23 protein-coding genes and 1 other annotated feature are annotated in these 23,778 nt (G+C 48.9%); of the genes, 3 read left to right on the top strand and 20 right to left on the bottom strand.

All coding sequences use genetic code 11. The annotated features are described in order from the left end of the window. Positions 1-505 precede the first annotated feature (505 nt). Positions 506-1,102 carry a hypothetical protein gene (locus SOI44_RS01255; RefSeq protein WP_331347435.1) on the top strand — a complete coding sequence of 199 codons (597 nt, stop codon included), beginning with the start codon at positions 506-508 and terminating at the stop codon, positions 1,100-1,102. Between the two features lie 112 nt (positions 1,103-1,214). Here SOI44_RS01255 and glmS read toward each other — a convergent pair whose 3' ends face one another. From glmS to SOI44_RS01215, 8 genes are all read right to left on the bottom strand, one after another. After that, on the bottom strand, positions 1,215-3,056 hold the full coding sequence (gene glmS, locus SOI44_RS01250) for a glutamine--fructose-6-phosphate transaminase (isomerizing) (RefSeq protein ID WP_331347434.1): 1,842 nt from the start codon (positions 3,054-3,056) through the stop codon (positions 1,215-1,217). Positions 3,057-3,189: 133 nt separating this feature from the next. Next, positions 3,190-7,011 (bottom strand): DNA-directed RNA polymerase subunit beta', encoded by a 3,822-nt coding sequence (gene rpoC / locus SOI44_RS01245; protein ID WP_331347433.1) that lies wholly within the window; start codon positions 7,009-7,011, stop codon positions 3,190-3,192. After that, complete coding sequence (gene rpoB, locus SOI44_RS01240) at positions 7,011-11,192, bottom strand: DNA-directed RNA polymerase subunit beta (protein ID WP_331347432.1); 4,182 nt, start codon at positions 11,190-11,192, stop codon at positions 7,011-7,013. The genes rpoC and rpoB overlap by 1 nt, the downstream gene beginning before the upstream one ends. Before the next feature lie 110 nt (positions 11,193-11,302). After that, positions 11,303-11,896: a class I SAM-dependent methyltransferase gene (locus SOI44_RS01235; protein ID WP_331347431.1), complete on the bottom strand. Its 594-nt coding sequence runs from the start codon at positions 11,894-11,896 to the stop codon at positions 11,303-11,305. Positions 11,897-11,952: 56 nt separating this feature from the next. After that, positions 11,953-12,327, bottom strand: a complete 375-nt coding sequence (gene rplL, locus SOI44_RS01230) for a 50S ribosomal protein L7/L12 (RefSeq protein ID WP_331347430.1) — start codon at positions 12,325-12,327, stop codon at positions 11,953-11,955. Positions 12,328-12,348: 21 nt separating this feature from the next. After that, on the bottom strand, positions 12,349-12,897 hold the full coding sequence (gene rplJ, locus SOI44_RS01225) for a 50S ribosomal protein L10 (RefSeq protein WP_331347429.1): 549 nt from the start codon (positions 12,895-12,897) through the stop codon (positions 12,349-12,351). Positions 12,898-12,927: 30 nt separating this feature from the next. Continuing rightward, positions 12,928-13,042 (bottom strand) — a sequence feature (ribosomal protein L10 leader region). A 75-nt stretch (positions 13,043-13,117) separates the two neighbouring features. Then, on the bottom strand, positions 13,118-13,735 hold the full coding sequence (locus SOI44_RS01220; protein WP_331347428.1) for a flavodoxin family protein: 618 nt from the start codon (positions 13,733-13,735) through the stop codon (positions 13,118-13,120). Positions 13,736-13,740: 5 nt separating this feature from the next. Beyond that, positions 13,741-14,619, bottom strand: a complete 879-nt coding sequence (locus tag SOI44_RS01215; protein WP_331347427.1) for an NAD(P)-dependent oxidoreductase — start codon at positions 14,617-14,619, stop codon at positions 13,741-13,743. Between the two features lie 105 nt (positions 14,620-14,724). On the opposite strand from SOI44_RS01215, the gene SOI44_RS01210 reads away from it, so the two are divergent. Together SOI44_RS01210 and pepI are read left to right on the top strand one after the other, a co-directional pair. Then, positions 14,725-15,399: a TetR family transcriptional regulator gene (locus SOI44_RS01210; RefSeq protein ID WP_331347426.1), complete on the top strand. Its 675-nt coding sequence runs from the start codon at positions 14,725-14,727 to the stop codon at positions 15,397-15,399. Continuing rightward, positions 15,392-16,303, top strand: a complete 912-nt coding sequence (gene pepI / locus SOI44_RS01205) for a proline iminopeptidase (RefSeq protein WP_331347425.1) — start codon at positions 15,392-15,394, stop codon at positions 16,301-16,303. The genes SOI44_RS01210 and pepI overlap by 8 nt, the downstream gene beginning before the upstream one ends. Before the next feature lie 41 nt (positions 16,304-16,344). On the opposite strand, the gene SOI44_RS01200 is transcribed toward pepI, so the two are convergent. The 12 genes from SOI44_RS01200 to cysS form a co-directional block, all read right to left on the bottom strand. Further along, complete coding sequence (locus tag SOI44_RS01200; RefSeq protein WP_331347424.1) at positions 16,345-16,623, bottom strand: type II toxin-antitoxin system YafQ family toxin; 279 nt, start codon at positions 16,621-16,623, stop codon at positions 16,345-16,347. Continuing rightward, entirely contained in the window at positions 16,624-16,896 is a 273-nt protein-coding gene (locus SOI44_RS10390; protein WP_442914575.1) for a type II toxin-antitoxin system RelB/DinJ family antitoxin, read from the bottom strand. 174 nt (positions 16,897-17,070) lie between these two features. Next, the gene (locus SOI44_RS01195; protein WP_331347423.1) at positions 17,071-18,144 is read right to left on the bottom strand and encodes a M24 family metallopeptidase; all 1,074 of its coding nucleotides are present in this window, start codon (positions 18,142-18,144) and stop codon (positions 17,071-17,073) included. Positions 18,145-18,232: 88 nt separating this feature from the next. Continuing rightward, positions 18,233-18,910 (bottom strand): 50S ribosomal protein L1, encoded by a 678-nt coding sequence (gene rplA / locus SOI44_RS01190; RefSeq protein ID WP_331347422.1) that lies wholly within the window; start codon positions 18,908-18,910, stop codon positions 18,233-18,235. A 5-nt stretch (positions 18,911-18,915) separates the two neighbouring features. Further along, the gene (rplK, locus tag SOI44_RS01185; RefSeq protein ID WP_108774518.1) at positions 18,916-19,338 is read right to left on the bottom strand and encodes a 50S ribosomal protein L11; all 423 of its coding nucleotides are present in this window, start codon (positions 19,336-19,338) and stop codon (positions 18,916-18,918) included. A 166-nt stretch (positions 19,339-19,504) separates the two neighbouring features. Beyond that, a complete protein-coding gene (gene nusG, locus SOI44_RS01180) occupies positions 19,505-20,098 on the bottom strand; it encodes a transcription termination/antitermination protein NusG (protein ID WP_331347421.1) in 594 nt (197 codons plus the stop codon). 2 nt (positions 20,099-20,100) lie between these two features. Beyond that, on the bottom strand, positions 20,101-20,391 hold the full coding sequence (locus SOI44_RS01175) for a preprotein translocase subunit SecE (protein WP_331347420.1): 291 nt from the start codon (positions 20,389-20,391) through the stop codon (positions 20,101-20,103). Positions 20,392-20,401: 10 nt separating this feature from the next. Next, positions 20,402-20,557 (bottom strand): 50S ribosomal protein L33, encoded by a 156-nt coding sequence (gene rpmG, locus SOI44_RS01170; protein WP_331347419.1) that lies wholly within the window; start codon positions 20,555-20,557, stop codon positions 20,402-20,404. 62 nt (positions 20,558-20,619) lie between these two features. Further along, on the bottom strand, positions 20,620-21,204 hold the full coding sequence (locus tag SOI44_RS01165) for a hypothetical protein (protein ID WP_331347418.1): 585 nt from the start codon (positions 21,202-21,204) through the stop codon (positions 20,620-20,622). Between the two features lie 116 nt (positions 21,205-21,320). Then, positions 21,321-22,034, bottom strand: coding sequence for a 23S rRNA (guanosine(2251)-2'-O)-methyltransferase RlmB (gene rlmB / locus SOI44_RS01160; RefSeq protein WP_331347417.1), 714 nt, complete (start codon positions 22,032-22,034; stop codon positions 21,321-21,323). Continuing rightward, the gene (locus SOI44_RS01155) at positions 22,031-22,417 is read right to left on the bottom strand and encodes a Mini-ribonuclease 3 (protein WP_331347416.1); all 387 of its coding nucleotides are present in this window, start codon (positions 22,415-22,417) and stop codon (positions 22,031-22,033) included. Before SOI44_RS01155 ends, rlmB begins: the two co-directional genes overlap by 4 nt. Beyond that, a complete protein-coding gene (gene cysS / locus SOI44_RS01150) occupies positions 22,417-23,760 on the bottom strand; it encodes a cysteine--tRNA ligase (protein WP_442914574.1) in 1,344 nt (447 codons plus the stop codon). Before cysS ends, SOI44_RS01155 begins: the two co-directional genes overlap by 1 nt. Between the last annotated feature and the right edge of the window lie 18 nt (positions 23,761-23,778).

The following is a 23,778-nucleotide window of genomic DNA, read 5'->3' as shown; positions in this document are numbered from 1 at the left end:
TTACAATCAGGATTTCTTATAAACTCATTGACGTTGTTTGTGTTCTAATCTTTCTGTTCAGTTTTCAAAGATCTGCGCTCTTCCCTTCTCGGAAACAGCTTGTTAATAATACTGCAGCGCACAAGAAGTGTCAACTGATTTATTCAGAAGTTATTGAAAACTCATGATCTTTGTCAGAGGTACTTCTTCTGTGAGCATCTGTACCATAGCACTAATTCATTCAAATGTAAAGAAAAACATAGCTTTTATGCATGGTTGATGCATGGTTTCTGTTAGATCGCCGACTCCTGCTGCGCTCCGTCACACTTAGAGTTTTTTCTGTAATTGATCTTATTTCATAGCTTCCATTTCTTATCAGCTTTCGACTGGATTTCTATCCATTGACATCGAGATTTCAACTCTCGCATACTATTTGTGTAAATCACTTTTGCATCAGCTTCCCTGCTGACTGCTGGCATTCTAACTTATCTCACATTTTTTCATTTATGTTCAGGAGGATTTGTTTATGTACAAACCACTTCATTTGATTTCCTTGATGCTCTCTGCGGTAATCTCTGCATCCTATTCAGCTTCTGTTGTCCCATCTGGCAATAGCAATGCAGATTGCCATGACCTGCCTGATATATTTGTTTCTCGTGTCAGTATTCCTAATGCTGTTTCTTCAGATCCAGTGGATGATGCCACTCTGCAATCCCATACGGCAGGTGAGTCTGCGGATACTTCAGACACAAGATCGATTTCCATTATGCTGCATGTTACGGATACCTATACACCCTATCTGATCTTCCATTGCAATATTGAACATGGCGGAAATTACTGGGGCATCACTTCGATCTCCAGCGTTGAATTATCCTGTGATGATGCTGCTGGAAGAGAGAAGCAGTTTAATGGGAATATTTCTGCCTGGCTGCGCAGTCCGTATGAAATTGAATATGCCATCGTTGGAGATTTCTACTCCGGTGCCAAACAGGTGAGGCCTCCCTATATTGCCGGGGAATATGCCATTGATGAAATGATTGATTTTAATGGTACAGTTACGAATACAAACAGCAGTATTGCCCATTATTTCTATGATCATCAGAATGCTGTGCTGCAATCCTGAGCTGCCTCTATCCTTGATATGGTGAGGGTACGCATTCATCTTTTTACAAAAAAAGACACACTGTCCTGCGGGATGGTGTGCCTTTCTCTTATTGCATCAATTGGATTGCTGCTTACTCAACGGTGACACTCTTGGCCAGGTTTCTTGGCTTATCCACATTCAGGCCCTTTGCCACACTGAGGTAGTATGCCAGCAGCTGTAACGGCACAATGGCCAGGGATGTAGTTAAGTGTTCATCTGTCCTTGGAATATAGACTGTAAAGTCAGCTGTATCCTCAATGGCATAGTTACCATAGGTTGTCACACCCATCAGATAGGCGCCTCTGGACTTGACTTCCACCATGTTGGAAACTGTCTTTTCAAACAGTTTCTGCTGTGTGCAGACACCAATGACAAGCGTTCCATCTTCAATCAGAGAAATCGTGCCATGTTTCAGTTCACCAGCCGCATATGCCTCGGAATGAATATAGCTGATCTCCTTGAGCTTGAGAGAACCCTCCATACAGATCGCATAATCGAGACCTCTTCCAATAAAGAACACATCATGGGCATTGGCATACTTTGCCGCAAACCACTGGATTCGTTCCTTATCTTCCAGAATCTTCTCAATCTTTTCCGGCAGCTGCTGCAGCTCACCAATCAGTTCTGCTTCCTTTTCCTCATCAATCTTTCCGTTTACTTTAGCCAAAGCAATGGCAATGACATACATTGCGGCCAGCTGAGAACTGTATGCCTTTGTTGTTGCCACGGCAATCTCCGGACCCGCCAGTGTATACAGCACATGGTCAGCTTCTCTGGCAATGGTTGAGCCAACGACATTGACAATGCCCAGTGTGTCGGCACCAAGCTGCTTGGCCTCGCGCAGTGCCGCCAGAGAATCTGCCGTCTCTCCAGACTGGGAAACAATAATGACAAGTGTATTGTCCGGATCCAGGATCGGATTGCGGTAGCGGAACTCCGATGCCAGTTCAATTCTGACCGGGATTCTGGCCAGATCTTCAATGACATACTGACTGGCAGCGCCGACATGATAGGCAGAACCGCAGGCCACAATCTCAATATGCTTGTATTTAGCCAGTGTCTTTTCATCCAGTCCCTGTTCACTCAGATCAATCTTTCCATCCTTGATCAAAGAATTCAGTGTATCTCTGACCGCTTTGGGCTGTTCATGGATTTCCTTGATCATGAAGTGCTCAAAGCCGCCTCTTTCCGCAGCCTGGGCATCCCACTTCACCTCAGACGGTTCCACTTCTGTCTCTTCACGGTCAATGTCATAGAAGGTAACGGTACCCCTGCCAAGTTTGGCAATCTGCTGGTTGCCAATGTAATACACCTTACGGGTATGACTGATGATGGCCGTCACATCAGATGCCAGGAAGCTTTCATCCCCAACCGTGCCGATGATCAGCGGCGCATCTTTTCTTGCACAATAGATCTCACCCGGATAATCATGAAACATCACAGCCAGGGCATAGGTTCCCCGGATCCGGATCATTGCCCGTGCCAGTGCATCCACAGGGCCTTCCTTGTACTTCTTGATATAGTAGTCAATCAGCTTGATCGCTACTTCTGTATCTGTATCGGAATAGAATCTGTAGTCATGGCGCATCAGCTTTTCCTTGAGTTCCTGGTAGTTCTCAATGATGCCATTATGTACACCAACAACATTGTGGTCATCCGAGCAGTGCGGATGGGCATTGATCTCACTTGGCTCACCATGCGTTGCCCATCTGGTATGGCCGATGCCGCACGTGCCTACCAGTGCCTTGCCATCATTTGTCTTCTCTGCCAGAACCTTCAGTCTGCCCTTGGCTTTGACAATCTCAATATCCTTATCACCATCGCGTACAGCCAGACCTGCTGAGTCATAGCCGCGGTATTCCAGCCGGGACAATCCATCCAGCAGAATCGGTGCTGCCTGCTGATTCCCAATGTAGCCTACAATTCCACACATATCTGTACCCCTTTTCCTGCCAATTATAATACAGGTTAAGTTTGAACACAAAATTTGTATTTTTCGACAATGTATGCAGACGAAAAAAGGATCACGGGATGAAATCTCTTTCATCCAGAGATCCTTCTGTTGCTTATTCTGCTTCGGAAGCCTTGTTGTCGTCTTCTTCTGTACCTGTACTGAGGATATCATCCGGCAGTTTCTGCACATTGTTTGCAGCAACTTCGGCATTTCTTTCCTCACGGGCAGCCTTGAGCTGGGCAGCACGTGCCTTGATACGGCGTGTTGTCTCACGGTCAAAGTCACGGCCTGTGCCAGCCGGAATGAGCTTGCCAATGATGACATTCTCCTTCAGGCCCTGCAGATGGTCGACCTTGCCGCGTACAGCCGCATCGGTCAGCACTCTTGTTGTCTCCTGGAAGGATGCGGCGGACAGGAAGGAATCCGTCTCGACAGCAGACTTGGAAATACCAAGCAGAATCGGACCGAACTTCGCCGGTGTCTTACCTTCATCCAGCAGCTGCTCATTGATGGCATTCATATGGGCAAGAGACAGTGTCTGGCCTGCAGACAGACCGGAATCATTGCCTTCAAGCACAATGACCTTCTTGAGCATCTGACGGATCATGACTTCCAGATGCTTATCGGAAATATCGATGGACTGTGCGGAATAAACCTTCTTGACTTCCTTGAGGATGTATTCCTGAACAGCTCTGACACCAGCAACCTCGAGCAGTTCCTTCGGGGCAATCTGGCCTTCTGTCAGCTTTTCACCAGCCTTGACCTTGGTGCCAACCTTGATCCACGGACGAATGACCTGGGTCAGATCGCACTTATGCTCGATGCTTTCCTTTTCACCAGTGACCGTAACGATCATGCCAGTGTGGTTCTCCTGCTCACGGATATCGGAAACGACACCGTCAATCTTGGAGATGACCGCAACACCTTTCGGTGTACGTGCTTCGAACAATTCCTCGACACGCGGAAGACCCTGTGTGATATCACCATTCTGGGTAGCAACACCACCGGTATGGAAGTTACGCATCGTCAGCTGCGTACCAGGTTCACCAATCGCCTGGGCAGCCATGACACCAACAGCCTCGCCCTCTTCGACCAGGTTGCCGGTTGCCATGTTCTTGCCATAGCACTTACGGCAGATACCATTGGCAGCTTCACATGTGAATACATTGCGGATGTATGCCTGCTTGACACCGGCATCCACACACTTCTGGGCCAGCTCATCAGTGATGTACTGGTCCGCATCCACAATCACCTCACCAGTCTTTGGATCGGTGATCGGCTGCTGTGTATAACGGCCGACAATACGATCGTAGAACTTCTCAATCACAGAGTTGTTCTTCTGATCGATGATATCTTCAACCAGGTATGCCTTGTCTGTGCCGCAGTCATCCTCAGAGATGATGACTTCCTGGGCAACATCGACCAGACGTCTTGTCAGATAACCAGATTCAGCTGTCTTCAGAGCGGTATCGGTCAATCCCTTACGGACACCATGGGTGGAAATGAAGAATTCGGATACACTCATGCCTTCACGGAAGCACGATGTAATCGGGACTTCAATGATGGAAGGCTGATATTCCTTCTTACTCTTGGACTGGGTAGGACGGGCCATCAGACCACGCATACCAGCCAGCTGAGTGAAGTGGTTCTTGTTACCACGGGCACCGGAGACAGCCATCATGTTGATCGGGTTCATACGCGGCAGAGAAGCCATCAGCGTATCACCGACTTTATCCTTGACAGCAGCCCACAGTTCCTGATAAGCACGGTCCCACTCCTGCATTGTCAGCAGACCTCTGTCTCTCAGACTGTTGAGCTCATCAGCCTTCTTACGGCCTTCGGCAACCATCTCTTCCTTGTGCGGTGCAACCTTGATGTCACTCAGGGCAACGGTCATACCGGCAACCGTAGAGTACAGATAGCCCATATCCTTCAGAGAGTCGAGGATATCAGATGTGCCATGTGTCTTGTATTTATCGAACACAGCAGCGATCAGATTGCCAAGATCCTTCTTCTTGAACTCACCATGAATTCTGCGGGAAGCGATCTCCTTGGTGATATCTGTTCCCATCGGCACAAAGTCATCATCCGGTGTCACCTTCAGATTTGCCGCATTGGTCTCATTGAGATACGGGAAATCCGGCGGGAAGACACTGTTGAAGATGATCTTGCCGACAGATGTCAGCAGATAGCACTCATTCTGATGCTCTGTGAAGCATGTTTTGCCAACGGTCTTTGCAGGCAGGGCAATGCGGCTGTGCAGATGCACAACACCAGTCTGATATGCCATCAGAACTTCATTCGGATCCTTGAAGACATGGCCTTCATTGTCGCCATATCTTCTCCATCTGGCAGCCTCGCTCTTTTCGCCAAGGTTCTCCAGGGCATCTGCCTTGTTATAGAACTCCTGTGCAGTTTCTTCCATGTTCAGATAGAAGTTGCCAAGCACGAGGTCCTGTCCAGGGGTAACGATCGGTTTGCCATCCTTCGGGCCCAGAATGTTATTGGAACCAAGCATAAGGACTTCGGTCTCAGCTCTTGCCATCTCACCAAGCGGGAGATGGACAGCCATCTGGTCGCCATCAAAGTCGGCGTTGAATGCCGGGCAGACCAGCGGATGGACACGGATTGCACGTCCTTCGACCAGAATCGGGAAGAATGCCTGAATGCCGAGTCTGTGCAGAGTCGGGGCACGGTTCAGGAATACCGGGTGGTCAGCAATGACCTTTTCCACAACATCCCAGACACGCGGATCCTGTCTGGCAATGAGCTTTTCAGCAGTCTTCGGGTTGGAGGCAATGTTCTGGTTAACCAGTTCGTTGATCACGAACGGCTTGTACAGATTGATTGCCATTTCCTTCGGCAGGCCGCACTGCCACATCTTCAGGTACGGACCAATGGCGATAACAGAACGGCCGGAGAAGTCAACACGCTTACCGAGCAGGTTCTGACGGAAACGTCCCTGCTTACCCTTGAGGGCATGGGACAAAGACTTCAGGGCACGTCCGCCGGCACCAGTGACCGGCTTGGAACGTCTGCCGTTATCAATCAGAGCATCGACAGACTCCTGCAGCATTCTCTTTTCGTTCTGGACAATGATGGCAGGTGTGCCAAGTTCCAGCAGCTTCTTCAAACGGTTGTTACGGGTGATGACACGGCGGTAGAGATCGTTAAGATCACTGGTCGCAAAGCGGCCGCCGTCCAGCTGCAGCATAGGACGCAGATCAGGCGGAATGACCGGCAGAACAGTCAGCACCATCCACTCCGGCTTATTGCCAGAGGTCATGAAAGCTTCCACGGTTTCCAGACGCTTGATCAGCTTCTTGCGCTTGTCACCCTTGGCACCTTCCATTTCCTTCATGATGGAATCATATTCAGCCTGCAGATCTACCTGCTCCAGCAGTGTCTTGACAGCCTCAGCACCCGTAGCAGCTGTGAAGCTGCCCGGTCCATAGATAGCTGTATTCTCACGGAATTCCTTCTCAGAGAGAATCTGCTTGTAAGCCAGGCCTGTATCACCCGGATCAGTGACGATCCAGGACACAAAGTAAACAACTTCTTCCAACTGCTTGGGCGGAACATTCAGCAGCAGTGACATACGGCTCGGGATGCCGCGCAGATACCAGATGTGGGCAACCGGGGCAGCCAGTTCAATATGGCCCATACGTTCACGGCGCACACTGGACTTGGTAACCTCAACACCACAGCGGTCGCAGACCACACCCTGATAGCGGATCTTCTTGTACTTGCCGCAGGCACACTCCCAGTCCTTGGTCGGGCCGAAGATGCGCTCACAGAACAAGCCGTCACGCTCCGGCTTCTGGGAACGGTAGTTGATTGTCTCAGGCTTCTTGACTTCGCCATAAGACCATTCACGAATCTTCTCAGGTGATGCGAGTCCTACTTTAAAGGCTGTGAAATTGTTGATATTCATTACTCGCCCTCCTTATCGTCTCCGGATTCATCCTCATCATCGCCAAAGCCGACAATGGCAGCTTCCGGAGCGTCCTCTTCATCAATGTGGTCACGGATGGTCAGATCGCCATTCTCCGCCGCATCGTTGACGATGTTCTGGCGGCTCATGTCGAGGGTTGTCTCTTCACGCAGCTCTTCCTGCTCCATCTGCTTCAGATCCATCTCATTGCCATCGTCATCCAGCATTCTGACATCCAGAGCCAGAGCCTGCAGTTCATGAACCATGACACGGAAGGATTCCGGAATACCCGGCTCAGGCAGATCCTGTCCCTTGACGATTGCCTCATAGGTCTTTGTACGGCCCATGATATCATCGGACTTCACCGTCAGGATTTCCTGCAGAACATGGGCAGCACCATATGCTTCCAGAGCCCAGACTTCCATTTCACCAAATCTCTGGCCGCCGTTCTGGGCCTTGCCGCCCAACGGCTGCTGTGTAACCAGAGAATAAGGTCCGGTTGCACGGGCATGGAGCTTATCATCGACCATGTGGGCCAGCTTGATCATGTACATCACGCCGACCGCGATTCTTTCATCAAATGCCTCACCAGTCTGGCCATCGTACAGAACGTACTTACCATCCGGGGAAACATTGGCTTCTTTCATAATTTCGCGCAGATCTTCATTGGAAACACCATCGAAGACCGGTGTGGCAAACTTGACGTTCAGCTTTCTGGCTGCCATGCCAAGATGCAGCTCGAGCACCTGTCCGATATTCATACGGGAAGGCACACCGAACGGGTTCAGCATGATATCGATCGGGGTACCATCCTCCATGTACGGCATATCTTCAACCGGATTGATGCGGGAAATGACACCCTTGTTGCCATGACGGCCGGCCATCTTATCACCTTCAGAAATCTTACGTTTCTGTACGATGTAAACCTTGACGACCTCATTGACTCCCGGCGGCAGTTCATGGTTGTCCTTGCGCTTGAACACCCGGACACTGTGAACCGTACCAGCACCGCCATGCGGTACCTTCAGGGAGTTATCACGCACTTCACGTGACTTCTCACCAAAGATGGCAAGCAGCAGCTTCTCTTCCGGCGATACTTCGGACTGTCCCTTCGGGGTTACCTTGCCAACCAGGATGTCGCCTTCCTTGACGTCGGCGCCAACCATGACAATGCCTCTGCCATCCAGATTGCGGCAGGCAGCTTCGGCAACGTTCGGGATATCACGTGTAATCTCTTCCGGACCAAGCTTTGTCTCACGGCATTCAATGTCGTATTCCTCGATATGAACGGATGTATAGACATCATCGTACTGCATTCTTTCAGACATGATGATGGCATCCTCATAGTTGTAGCCATGCCATGTCATGAAGGCAACCAGTACGTTCTGGCCAAGGGCAAGCTCGCCATTGTACATGGACGGACCATCGGCCAGGATATCGCCCTTGTCTACCTTTTCACCATCCCAGACAATCGGCTTCTGGTTCAGGCAGGTAGAAGAGTTGGAACGCTGGTACTTGACCAGTTCATAGGTATGTTCTCTGCCATCTTCCTCAGTGACAACAACCTTGGTGGCATCCACAAAGGAAACAACACCAGGTGCTGTGGCAACACAGGCTGCACCGGAGTCATGGGCAATGGCATATTCCATACCCGTGCCGACATAGGCACTGTGCGGATTCAGCAGCGGAACGGCCTGACGCTGCATGTTGGCACCCATCAGGGCACGTGTGCAGTCATCGTTTTCAAGGAAAGGTACGCAGGCCGTCGCAACAGATACAATCTGGCGCGGCGAAACGTCGGCGTAGTCAACTGTGGAAGCATCCACCATCACAGTTTCACCCTTGATTCTGGCAACAACCTTGTCACCAGCCAGGTGGCCGTCCTTGATCTCGTTGGCCTGGGCAATGATGTGGTCATACTCTTCATCCACGGCCATGTACTTGATATCATCCGTCACCTTGCCATCAATGACCTTACGGTAAGGTGTCTCGATAAAGCCATATTCATTTACCTTGGCATAGGATGTCAGGTAGGAAATCAGACCAATGTTCGGTCCTTCAGGTGTCTCAATCGGGCAGATACGGCCATAGTGGGAGTTGTGAATATCACGGACTTCGAAGCCGGCTCTTTCACGGGTGAGTCCGCCAGGACCAAGAGCGGAAATACGGCGCTTGTTGGACAGCATAGCCAGCGGATTTTCCTGATCCATGAACTGAGACAGCTGGGAAGAGGAGAAGAACTCCTTGATCGCAGCAGTCAGCGGACGGATATTGGTCAGCTGCTTCGGTGTCAGGCTGCCGGTCTCGGCAATGGACATTCTTTCCTTGACGACTCTTTCCATACGGGACAGACCAATCCGGAACTGGTTCTGGATCAATTCGCCGACAGTACGGATACGACGGTTGGAAAGCATATCAATATCATCCTGGGTGCCGATGCCATCAAGCATCGTCAGCTCATAGTTGTACAGGGCATACATATCACTCATGGTGATCGTATGCTTCTGGTTGAGCGGATCAATACCAATCAGCTTGACAGCATGGCCGTCATCAGCCTTGACCTCAACTTCCTGTACGCAGGCACCAACCAGCCATACAGAAATGTCTTCACCAGCCATGACCTTCTTCTGGATGTAATCCTTCTGAGCTGTTGTGAGCTTCAAAGGAGCTTCATCCGGTACATAGCGGTCAGCGACAAGATCGCCATCCTTATCCAGCACATCTGTACCATTCTCAGTCAGACGGCCAATGACATACATACGGGAGCCAAGATCCAGCACGGCATTGACATTGGCATTGGTCAGCTTAGCCTCCTGCCCATAAATACCTGTCCAGACCGTAACTTCCTTGAATTCCTTCGCCAGATCAGCCACGTTCTTTTCCGTGAGAACCGTGCCGGCATCCAGCTGTGTCTCTTCGCTGCTGCCATCCAAGTCAACAGCAAGGATTCTGCCAACAAGTGCATTCTTCCACTCGGTGCTCATCACAGCCGTCACCGGATGAGAGAATCTGTGGGTGAAAGGCAGTGCACGGCAGTTGATGCCCTTGTTGATCTCATCGCGCAGAGCATTGCGTGCTTCCTTGTCAATCAGCTTGTCCTTCGGCCACAGCAGTGTGCCATCGGCGCCGATCAGATCTTCCACAAGCTCATGGCCTTCCATACGGTCAAGAATGTTCAGCTTCTTTCTTACCTTATAGCGGCCTGCCTTGGTCAGATCATAGCGGCGGTAGTCAAAGAACTTGGCATCCATCAGGTTCAAGGAACCATCGATGGTGGCAATTTCATCCGCACGCTGGTTTTCATAGACAGAAAGCAGAGCTTCATTTCTTGTATTGGTCTTATCTGCGGCCAGGGTATTCTTCACTTCTTCATAATCACCGAAGACGGAAGTATACAGCAGCATATAGTCATTCTGCAGATCACGCGGCTCTTCCGGTACAACAACGTCCTTGTGCACCTCAAAGTTCATGGCCTGCAAGAACTTCTCCATGGCAGTTGTATCATGGGTATCCTCGCCCTTTTCCGGATCCAGGGCCATACCGATGGCCTTGAACAGGATGGTGCTGAGAATCTTACGGCGGCGGTCAATGGACACATTCATGATTCTGCCCAGGGCAGCCTTCTTGTCATCGGACATGAACTCCAGCCAGGTGCCGCGGCTCGGGATCAGCTCGCATGTATACGTATCACGGCCGGTTCTTTCTTCTGAAACAATGTCAAAATAAGCACCCGGGGAACGGACAATCTGCGAAACGATAACACGTTCTGCGCCGTTGATGATAAAAGTGCCGGTCGGAGTCATCATCGGGAAATCACCGAGGAAGACTTCCTCCCACTTGGTCATGACTTCACCGGTATCATTGTCCATGATCTCCAGTTCCATCTTGGCCTTCAGCTGAGCACTGTAATTCACCTCACGGTATTTGCACTCGCTGATCGAATATTTCGGTTCACCGAACTCATAGTCCAGGAACTTCAGACGGATGTTGCCGGCATAGTTGCTGATGGGGTAGATATCGTCAAATACCTCCCTGATGCCTTCCTTCAGAAACCAGTCAAAAGACTTTGTCTGAATTTCCGTTAAATCCGGAAGATCCAGACCGCTGCTTACTTTTGAATAATCCCTGCGGGATGCTTTCTTGCCGTACTGCACAACGTGGTATGTTTGCTTATTCTCCATGTACGCCATCCTTTCACACGCATCTCGTAACGCCAAAAAGGGCGGTTTTACCCCTTACCCAATTTGGATTCTTTTGCAGTTTACTATAGTAACATTACACATTCAACTTGTCAATTTTTCACACACTTCAGCACCCAGTAGCCCCGGTCACGGCTGATGATCTCACAATTGCCGAACACTTCCAGAAGCTTTTTCTGCGCACTTTCTGCACCCTGGGCCCGCCGGATCACAGCCAGAAAGATGCCGCCTGCATGAAGATGTGCAAAGGCATCCTCAAACATGGGATAAATCACTTTCTTGCCTGCCCGGATGGGCGGATTGGTCACGATGGCATCAAAAGAGCCTTCTACGGCAGCATAGCCATCGGAAACAAGCACTTCTACCGGCAGTTCATTCTTTTCAGCATTGATGGCAGTTAGCTCGCATGCCCGCGGATTGACATCGGCACAGGTGACATGCGCAGAGGGAACCAGTCCCTTCAGGACGATTCCGATTGCGCCGTACCCGCATCCCATGTCAAGGATCTCGCCGTGAAGGTTTTCCTTTTCACAGCTTTCAAGCAGGACGAGTGTGCCATAATCAACGCCGGTCTTGGAAAAGACGCCGTTGTCAGTGACAAATGTGTATAAATGGCCCGAAAACCGGAAAGAGTGCTCCTTCCGGTTTTCTTTCAGATTTCGGTTGTCAGTGAAATAGTGTGTCACTTATATCGATACCTCTGGGCCAAAAAGCGTAACGCTTTTCAAAAATTGTAAAGCTCTTACTTCAGTTCGACAGTAGCGCCGGCGTCTGTCAGAGTAGCCTTGATCTTCTCAGCCTCTTCAGCCGGAACATCCTTCTTCAGCTCAGACGGTACAGCATCGACCAGCTTCTTGGCATCAACCAGACCCAGACCTGTGATCTCACGGACTGCCTTGATAACAGCAACCTTCTTGTCGCCGAAGCTTGTCAGAACGATTGTAACGTTCTTCGGAGCAGCATCAGCAGCGTCCTCAGCCGGAGCAGCAGCTGCAGCAACAGGAGCAGCAGCAGTTACGCCATACTTGTCTTCGATTGCCTTAATCAGATCATTGAGCTCGAGAATAGTAGCTTCATCAAGATATGCAAGAATATCTTCCTGTGTTAACTTTGCCATGGATTATTTTCCTCCTCTTCCTTAGGCAGCTGCCTCTTCAGCAGCCTTTTCATTAGATCCTGCTTCTTCTGCAGGAGCACCTTCACTCTTCTTATCCGCAACAGCCTTGACGACACGAGCGAATGAAGAAACCGGCGCATTCAGTACGGAAAGCAGCATAGACAGCATGCCTTCGCGGTTCGGCAGTGCAGACAGCGCAGCAATTGTCTTATCATCAACGACCTTGCCCTCTACAACGCCTCCTTTGAGAACCAGAGCCTTGTGTTTCTTGGCAAACTTTGCCATGACACGCGCAGCAGCAGTCTCATCAGAACCAAATGCCAGCGCATTCGGACCAGTCAGAGAATCCTTGAGATCTCCATAACCGACGTTTTCAGCAGCCTTGGCAGCCAGAGTGTTCTTATAGACTTTCATCTCAGCACCCTCAGCACGCAGGGCTCTGCGCAGTTCGGTAACCTCAGCAACACTGAGTCCGCGATACTCCGCAACGACGGCAGAAGAGGAATTCTTGAACTTGTCTTCGATTTCGCTGACAACGCTCTGCTTGGACTTCAATACATCCTGATTCATCTCTTCACCTCCATATTTCCGTGTTATCGCCTACTCATAAATAAAGCCCACGCGAAAGCGAGGGCCAAAAAGTACATATCCTTTTTACCTCGGTAACAAATTAAGCTTCCGCAGTTACTGTCTATGGTATTTGATAACGCCTGTAAATATTACTTTGTTACACAAATTGTGTCAATGCAAAAAAACAGAAAATGCACGCAGAAAACGCGCATTTTTCAAATCAATCAATGAAATTGGTAAATACGTGCTCTTCCTCTGCCGGCAGGCCGTACTTTTCCTTCGCATCCGCAATGGCTTTGATCATGAATGCCATGTTATGACCCAGAACACGCATCACCTGCAGACCCTCAAGATCCTTCTCGACATCTTCTGCCGTAAAACCATGGACCATGTTCCAATAGCTGGATGACACAATCGGCATCTCGGCAATCGTAAAGTACTTGTTCATCTGATCAAAGGTGGCAGTGGTACCCGCACGGCGTGCTGAAACAACCGCTGCACCAACCTTGAAGCGTTTATCAAAGTGGGAACTGTAAAACAGCCGATCCATGAAGGATACCGCCGTGCCATTGGCCGAGGCATAGTACACCGGTGTACCAATGATCAATCCATCCGCCGCTTCAAACTTCTTGGCAGCCTCATTCACTGCATCATCAAAGACACAGTGTCCCAGTTTTTCACACTGATTGCAGGCAATGCAGCCCCGGATATCTTTATTCCCAATCCAGAAGATCTCACTGTCGACACCATCCTGTTTCAAAGCCATGCCCACTTCCTGCAGTGCTCTGTCCACACAGCCATGCTGGTGGGGTGAACCATTGATCATCAGTACTTTCATATCTTTTATTTATTCTCCTGTTTCCTTAACCCGCGGATCATGCCAATCACACTGGAAGAATCAAGACTTCCCTGACCTTTCGCCTGAGAAAGGCGGTACATCTGCAGTGCATTGTTCAACATGATCGCAGGTACCTTTGCATCATGGCACAGATCATCCGCCAGTTCCAGGTCTTTCACCACAAGATCCGTGGCAAAGCCAGGCTTTGTATCCCCGGAGAGAACCTTGTTCATCTTACCTTTCAGAATCATGTTATTGCCAGAAGAAGCCGTGGTCACAGCATAGAAATCTTCTGCTGAAACACCTAAAGCATCCGCCATGGCAAGTGCTTCTCCGTTGATCACCTGGGCAGAGAAAGCCATGAAGTTATTGATCAGCTTGATGGCACTGCCCATACCCGGTTTCTTCATGAAGAAGTAAGTCTTTGCAAAGGTATCTGTCACATCTTTCCAGCCGCTGTTTACAAAGCTTTCTTCATCACAGCCAATCATGATAGACAATGTGCCTTTTGCTGTCCCTGCCGGACCGCCGGATACCGGACAGTCGATATAGTGCATGTTTTTCTCCTGTGCAGCCGCTGCCATTTCCCGGGAAAGTTCCGGGGAAATGGTTGACGTATCCAGCGCACAGAGACCCTCTTTTCCATGAGCCAGAATCTCTTCCATCACAGCCGATACAGCAGCCGGTCCAGCCAGCGACATTACAACCACATCACTCTTTTCTGCCAGCTCACCAGCATTTTCTGCCTTTACTGCACCTTTCTCACACAGTGGATCACACTTGGATAATGTACGGTTGTAAACCATCATGTCAGGGAACTTTTCCAGCAGTCTTTCTGCCATGGGCATTCCCATATTACCCAGTCCGATCATACCTGTTTTCATCTTGATCACCTTGCACCATTAATATAGGCGACATCGTGTCACTTGTCAATAAGTGACATCATGTTATTTATATGAATTCATGTTACAATACACAGGGAGAAAATCATGTCAGAAGAATTTCAAAGAGCACGTACAAAAGAACAGAAAGAAATCCGGATGAGCGTCGTCATGGAAGTGACCGATGCACAGTTTCAGAAGATGCCGTATCAATCGATCACATTATCCACAATTGCCAGGGATCTTGGCTCCTCACGGGCAAACCTGTACCGCTATGTCAGGACCAAGGAAGAAATCTTCCTGCAGCTGTATCTGCAGAAACAGACAGCTTTGATAGAAGACTTCAAAAAGAAAATAAAAAATGTTCCCTGTGATCCGGAAATCTTTGGTGCACAGCTGGCAGAAGTCTTTTCCCACCATCTTGACTTTCTGCACTATCAAAGCATCCTGGCTGAAATCATTGAACAGAATGTCTCTCTGGAAGCACTGACCAGATTCAAAAAGCAGGTCAGAGAAGACCGTACGCCGATCTATGCCATTCTGACAAAACAGTGTCCATCTCTATCTCCCAGACAGATCCAGCAGCTCTATCTCACTTTCTTATATGAAGGTGCCGGCCTGTATGCCCATACCATGCCAGGTACTTTGACCCAGAAAGCCATGAAAGCTGCCGGCTATCAGGGCTATCAGAAAGATTCCTTTCAGAATATGATGGCGGAGTTTATCACGATGTGCATTGAGCATTACAAGCCATTCCATAACGAGGAGAAAGTGCATGATTGAAGAAAAGTACGTTCCGTTTCACGAATATCAGACCTATGTCCGCATCGCTAAAGCAGATGAAAATCAAAATAAAAAAGCGATTCCTGTTCTTTTATTGCACGGCGGTCCTGGCAGCACCCACAATTATTTTGAAGTACTTGACCCTCTTGCAAAACAAAGGCCTGTGATCAGCTATGACCAGCTTGGCTGTGGAAACAGCTATGTCGATCATCATCCCGAATTATGGAATCTGAACACATGGATGGAAGAGCTGGACAATGTCATCCAATCACTGCATCTGAAGAAGTTTCATCTGTTAGGCCAGTCATGGGGCGGTATGCTTGCTCTGGCATATGCATTGAATAAAAAACCTGAAGGTTTAACATCATTAATTCTCTCTTCTACCCTTTCCAGCTCACAGCTGTGGGGCAAAGAGCAGCGTCGCATGCTGAAATACATGAGTCAAGAAGAGCAGGATGCCATCAGAACAGCCGAAGAAACAGGAAACTGGCAGGATGAAAGAGCACAGAACGCTATTGCCCATTATATGAAACTGCACTGCGCGGATATCAAAGACAGTGATCCGGAGTGTTTACGGAGAGAAAAAAGAAGCGGCACAGAGTCCTATCTGACTGCCTGGGGCCCCAATGAACTGACGCCACAGGGCACTCTGAAAGATTTTGATGTGACAGACAGACTGGCAGAAATACAGGTGCCATGTCTGATCATCAGCGGCACCGATGATCTTTGTACACCGTTGATTGCCAAGACGATGTATGACCATCTGCCTTATGCCAGATGGGAACTGTTTGCCAATGCCCGGCACATGGTCTTTGCAGAATACACAGAAAAATACCTGCAGCTGTTATCTGACTGGTATCATGAAACAGATACAGGTATGATCAGAAACGAATCAGTACAATAGCTAAATATAGCTGGCCATTCGAATGAATGACCAGCTATTTCTTACATATTCAAAAGATCAGAGTGGCTGCCTGTATCGACTAATGTCAATGTCAGAATATCATCTTCAATCAAATAGATCAGCAGCCAATCAGGTTGAATATGGCATTCGCGGAATCCTTTCAGTTTTCCCTTCAGCTCATGATCGCGATATTTCTCTTGCAGCGTCTTACCCTGGCGCAGGTCATTGATGACTTCATCGAGAAGAGAAAGATCCAAGCCACGCTTTTTCATCAGCTTATAACTTCTCTTATAAGCTGATGTAAACTTGACGATCAGCACTTATTTTTCAAGAGCTTTCTTAAGCTCATCCATACTTGTATATCCGGGGACGCCAGGATCACGGGATATACGCTTTGCCTCAGAGGCAGCGTCCAGGACCTTCTGAGAATACTGAGGAATCACAATATTGAATGGAATTCCGCCTCTTAAAACACACTGTCTGAGAAAAATATTCACTGCACTGGACATATCCATTCCAAGCTCGTTGAAAAGTTCATTTGCCTGCTTTTTTACATTCTCATCAATCCTGATCTGGGTTGGAACAGTAGACATCGAATCACCGCCTTTCTCTTATAATATAATACGTTTGCATTACATTGTAAATCATTTTATGAACGCATAAACATCATACATAACAATTGCACAAATAAAAGGAGAAACCGTGCTTTCACAAGTATTCCCACTGGAAAGCACAGTTTCTCAATATTTTTCAATTTGTCACCAGGATCAGCCAATCACTTCAATATCATGTGGATAATGATTCAGCACTTCATGGCCGTCTTCTGTAATCAGAACAAGATCTTCAATTCTGACCCCGGCAATGCCCGGATGATAGATACCCGGTTCAATGGAATGAATCATGCCAGGTTCTTCCAGATTGTGGTTGGTGCTGGAAACATCACCGTATTCATGGTCCTGCAGGCCGATGAAGTGGCCCAGTCTATGGGTGAAGTCTTCACCATAGCCGCCATTGGTGATAATATCTCTTGCCTTCTTGTCAACCGAGGCAATCTCCACACCCGGCTTTAACATCTCCTCACTCTGTTCATTGGCTTCTCTGACCAGGTTGTAGACCTTCTCTGCTTCCTTGTCAGGATACTGCTTGAAGAAGAATGTTCTTGTCATGTCAGAGCAGTAGCCATTGACCACACAGCCGACATCAAACAGGACAATATCGCCCTCTTCCAGCACGGTATCATCCGGCATATGATGTGGATCTGCAGCATTGTCGCCAAAAGCCACAATCGGATCAAAGGAATAGCCGGAAGCTCCCAGCTTCTTATAGATAGCCAGCATCTGGTCAGCTACTTCTACCTCTGTCACGCCTTCATGAATGAGCTTCTTGAACTGTTCCATGGCCAGATCATTGACATGGGAAGATGCCCTCATCAGCTCAATCTCATGTCTGTCCTTGACAGCACGTGTTTCATCTACTGCCAGTGAACCTAAGGCAAAACTGGATGCCGCTTTCTGCTCCATCAAAGGCAGCAGGAATCTGGCCGGCATGATCTTATCCACGCCAAGACTCTGGCTGGGATCCAGATCCTTTCTCAGCATCGCTGTCACATCATCCGTATCATCATAATAGACTTTGCGCAGACCGAGATCATCATCAAAGCGGAACAGGGCGTTGACATACAGCACCGGTTCCTTGTCCTTTCTCAACAGCAGGCCGAGAAATCTCTCACCTGGCTCAAAATGCTTTCCACACAGGTAATCGATGGCATAGGGATCCATCACCAGCAGAGCATCCTGCTGCAGCTTATCCAAAACACGTCTGACTCTATCCGTATTCAACATGATTATTCACCTCTTGCCTCCATTATAGCAGACCATCACAGGCACAAAAAAAGAAGCCAGCCATCAGACTGACTTCCTGTGTGCTTACTTATTCAGCAGCTACCTTGATACCAGGGCCCATTGTTGTAGAAATAGTGATGCCCTTGATATAAGCACCCTTGACAGATGTCGGCTTAACCTTGACGATCTGATCATAGAGAGCCTTGTAGTTGGCAGCCAGTGCATCCTCAGAGAAGCTGCACTTGCCGATCAGGCAGTTCACATTGCCGTCCTTATCAACACGGTATGTAACCTTACCTTTCTTGATCTCTTCAACAGCACTGGCAATGTTCATTGTCACAGTACCTGTCTTCGGGTTCGGCATCAGGCCGCGCGGACCAAGGATCTTACCTAAACGGCCCAGCTGGCCCATCATATCCGGGGTAGCAACGATGACATCAAAGTCCATCCAGCCGCCCTTGATCTTCTCAAGAACATCTGCTGCACCGACAATGTCAGCACCAGCATTCTTAGCCTCTTCAGCCTTGGCACCCTGGGTAACAACCAGAACTCTCTGGCTTCTGCCAGTGCCATTCGGCAGAACCATAGCACCTCTGATGTTCTGATCTGCCTGACGCGGATCAACATTCAAAGAGAAGCTGACTTCTACCGTTGCATCAAACTTGGCTGTGTTTGTCTTCTTAGCCAGGGCAACTGCCTCAGCATACGGGTACTGCTTGTTGGAATCTACCAGCTCTTTAGCTGCCTTATACTTCTTGCCTGCCATCTGAGTCAGTCCTCCATTCCTTCTACTTCAATACCCATGTTGCGGGCTGTGCCAGCTACGATCTTCATCGCAGCCTCAACATCATTGGCGTTGAGATCCGGCATCTTATACTCCGCAATCTCCTTCAGCTGATCCTTTGTGATCTTGCCAGCCTTGACGGTCTTCGGTGTACCGGAGCCCTTCTTGACACCAGCAGCCTTCAGCAGCAGAACAGCAGCCGGAGTTGTCTTCAGAACGAAATCAAAGCTCTTGTCCTCATATGCAGTAATGATGACAGGAACGATATCGCCCTTTCTGTCCTTTGTCTTGTCATTGAATTCTGTGCAGAACTTCGGCATGTTAATACCGGCAGCAGCCAGAGCTGGACCCGGTTTAGCACCGCCGGCAGGGAACTGCAGCTTTGAAATCTTTGCAATTTTCTTTGCCATGTGGTTTTCCTCCTGTATTTTTCCACATGCAGTGGTTATCGGATGTATTGCTTCACCCTCCCACGCATGCACACACGAAAAACATGTGCTGAAATATATTACCCTTGTTTATCCTCAACGTCAATAAAAAGAGTGCTTGCGCACCCTCTTTGTTCAGTCTTATTGATCAGTCATCAATCTTCTGCAGATCCGTGTAGTTGATGTCCGTCGGCGTCTCACGGCCAAACAGCATCGTCAGCACATTGGCAACCTGTGTCTGATCATTCATGGAAGAAACCTTGCCCTCCATGCCGGAGAACGGACCAGTCAGGATTCTGACTCTGTCACCAACCGCAAAGTCAACATCCACCTTCTTGTCAGACTTACCCATTCTTCTCAGAATGGACTCCATCTCATCCGGTGCAACCGGGAACGGCTTGGCACCTCCGCCGGAAGATCCGATAAATCCGGTAACACCCGGTGTATTACGGACAACATACCAGGCTTCATCTGTCATCTTCATCTCGACAAACACATAGCCCGGAAACATGTTGTGCATTTTCTCAACCTGCTTGCCGTTCTTAATCTCAATCTCAGGCTCTTCGGCCACAACGATCCGGAACAGAGAATCCTGAATACCCATGGATTCCACACGCTTCTCCAGATTCTCCTTGACTCTGTTCTCATGGCCGGAATATGTATTGACTACATACCAGCGCTTCTGATGCTCATCATCTACAGCAGCACTTACATCTTTTTTGTCAATCTTCTTCTCAGTCATGTTTATGCTCCAATTCCAATCAGTTTCAGCAGAAGCGTAATTACATAGTTGCACAAAACAAAGAACAGTGCAAAGAATGCTGTGAAAATCACAACCTCACCTGTATTCTGCCAGATACCCTCACCACGGTCAGAAGAACGCCAGTGCGGCCAGACAACACGCTTGGCCTCCTTGCGGATGCCGCGGATCGTAAACCAATGGTCCTTCGGTGCTTTATTCTTCTTCTCAGCCTTGCGCTTAGCCTTCTCTTCTGCCTTTGCCTGTGCCTTGGCTTTCTTTTCTTCTTTTGTCATTGGAAACCTCCTACTTTGTTTCCTTATGCAATGTCTTCTTCCCACACTTCGGACAGTACTTCATCAGCTCCAGCCGCTTGCCATTGCCCTTGTGCGACTTATTCGTCGTATAATTGCGGGACAGACAGACCTCACATGCCAGGATGATCTTGTCATCTTTAGCCATAACAAAAACTCCTTCAAATGCCTTATTATTCTATACGCTGTTTTTTTTGGCGTCAATGGCCTTTATTTAACGGCGTTTCTGACTTTTGAGCGCACCCTCTGCAGTGTACAGTCATATTCCTTGCCCGTCATGCCAAGCAGCTGCGCCCCCTGGGCATAGCTCAGACTCTTCTGCCAGCAGGCCATCACCCGCTTCTCCCGCACACTCATCTTTCGAACACTCTCCGCCAGACTTGCCAGCGCCTGCTCATAATGCAGGGCATACTCCGGCTCCTTCATGCCCGAAGGTTCGCCGATACACTCATGGCCGCTGAAACTTTCACGTCCGTTGAAAATGGCATCCAGACTGATCGTTTCCAGATGGGCATTCTGCAGTGTCTTGACAAACTTGCTCAGCCGGTGGGTAATCACCCGCACCGCATATGTCGCCAGTGAGGCATGCCGATCATACCGATAGGTATTGACAGCTTCTTCCATTGCCCGCAGGCCTAATGCAAACATCTCATCCTCATAGCGCTGGACATACCAGTGCCCAAACCGATTGATACAGAAACCAATCAGGCTGTGAAACTGTTCATATAAAGCACGCTGGGCATAGCCGTCTCCCATCCGGTTCATATACATCAGCTCATATGGATTGTCTCTCATAAAAACACTTCCCCCTGTTTCCTGTATTGTGTCACAGGTTCCAGAAAGAAGCGTTCTTGTCTTGTCGTCAGATTGTTTCCTGAAAAGACCAGTGTTTTTCCACAGGCCGGGGATAACTACAGAGGATGGCGCTTGTTGAAGATTTCATACATCAGAATGCCGGCAGAGACACTGGCATTCAAAGATGTAATCTTTCCCACCATCGGCAGTGACACAATGTAGTCACACTGCTTTGACAGCAGGCGGGAAATGCCTTTGCCCTCATTGCCGATCACCAGCACCGTATTGACATCATAGTTCAAGGCACGGTAATCCTGACCGTCCATGTCAGCGCCGACAATCCACCAGCCCTTTTTCTTGAGATCCTCACAGGTGCGGGAAAGATTTGTCACACAGGCACACTTCACCGTATCAATGGCACCGGCGGATACTTTGGCAGCTGCCGGAGTCAGGCCGACCGCATTATTCTTCTTGAAGATAACACCGGTGGCACCAACCGCATCCGCTGTACGCAGAATGGCACCCAGATTATGAGGATCTTCCAGCTCATCCAGCATGATTAAAAGTCCCTTGCCATCTTCCACATTTTCAATCAGGTTATCCACACTGTAAGTCTCATAAGGAATGATCTCTGCACAGATGCCCTGATGGTGATCGCTGTGAACCATTTTACCCATGGTCTTTTTATCGATATGTTTTACAGGAATGTGGCGCATGGCTGCCAGCTTTTCAGCCTTGTCATCTGGTGAAGACAGATAGATGACTCTGGCCCGGCCGCCATCTTCCAGAATCTGATGGACGGTGTTTCTTCCATATATATACTGTGTCATTGCGCTTCCTCCATCGTGATTACGGTATCAAAGATTTCTTTGATGCGTTCTTCTTTTCCCGCCAGTTCCAGACCGCCAAGCAGTGCCTCAAAGCCAGTGGATATTTTATAGATCTGTACATCGGTATGTTTGGGCACGCTGCCGGTAAAGCCATTGCGGCCCCGCCGGAACCAGCCTTCCTCTTCTTCATCAAAGAAGTTATTCTCGTGCAGTGCTTCATAGAAGCGGCACTGTGCCTTGGCCGAGACATAGGAAACACTCAGTCTCTGCAGTGTCTTGCCCCTGCCTTCACCTTTTTCAATCAGATAGCGGCGTACATACAATGACCATACCGCATCACCAAGAAAGGCAAGTGTACGGCCTGAACAAAGCTCCGGATTCATCAAAGCAGTCCCTTTTCCATCAGCTGCTTTCTGGCCGCATCGGCTGCGTCCCAGTTTTTTTCTGCCTTGGCCTTGTTCCAGCTGTCAAACAAAGCACGGTCTGCATCAGTCACAACAGGTTTTTCCACGACAATGCCAAGCACATCCAGCATCTTGACAACACTGTTGCGGTATTTGCTGACCTCTTCCCAGTTAACATCCTTTGTGCGCAGCAGCTGGTTGATCTTCTTGATGGTATCAAAGATCACGGCATAGGCATTTGGTGTATTCATGTCATCATCCATGCAGTCAAGGAAGGCACGGTAAGATTCCTGATCATATTCATCTGTACCTGCATAGCCTGCCAGCTGTGCCTTGATATCCGCCTGACGCAATGGCTTCATGACCTTCTCCAGCTCTTTTCTGGCTGTCTCAACCGTTTCATCCGAGAAGTTGAGCTCCTTGCGGTAATGCACACTGGATACCAGCCATCTGGTCAGATTGGTGCCAAGCTGATTCACCACATCCTTTGCCCACAGCGTATTGCCAAGGGACTTGGACATCTTTTCACCATTGATGTTGACCATGGCATTGTGAATCCAGTAATTGGCCAGGCAGTTATGATGGATGGCTTCCTGCTGGGCTGCTTCATTTTCATGGTGCGGGAACTTCAGGTCCATGCCGCCGCCATGAATATCAATCTTCTCACCAAGATTATTATTGATCATGACAACACATTCTGTATGCCAGCCAGGTCTGCCCTTGCCCCATGGGGAATCCCACTGGATGCCCTTGTCTGTCTTTTTCCACAAAGCAAAGTCATAAGGATTACGCTTGCCATCGCCAGTCTGGTCCACACGCTCAGATGCACCGGCCTCCAGCTGATCCAGCTTCTGGTGGGAAATCTCACCATACTTGGGATCTGAATCCACACTGAAATACACATCGCCATTGACCTCATAGGCATGGCCGCTCTTGACCAGACCGTCAATGAAGGCAATGATCTGATCCATGGTCTGGGTCACACGAGGCGTAATATCAGGAAGTTCTGTATTCAGCTGCTTTCTGACATCCTGATAGGCATCAATATAGCGCTGGGCAATGACTGCCTCCGTTGTGCCTTCCTGGGCAGCCTTATTGATGATCTTGTCATCCACATCCGTAAAATTGGAAACATAGGTCACCGTGTATCCCTCTGCTTCAAACAGCCGTTTCAGAACATCAAACACAATCATTGGTCTGGCATTGCCAATGTGGGCATAGTTATACACCGTCGGCCCGCAGACATACATATCCACATGACCTTCATGAATCGGTTTGAAATCCTCTATCTGCAATGTGCGCGTATTATACAGTCGAATCATACTATCCTCTCTTTCTAA

The sequence above is a fragment of the Lactimicrobium sp. genome (assembly GCF_036453465.1).
Taxonomy (GTDB): domain Bacteria; phylum Bacillota_I; class Bacilli_A; order Erysipelotrichales; family Erysipelotrichaceae; genus Bulleidia.
This window is presented reverse-complemented; position numbering and strand designations above follow the sequence as displayed.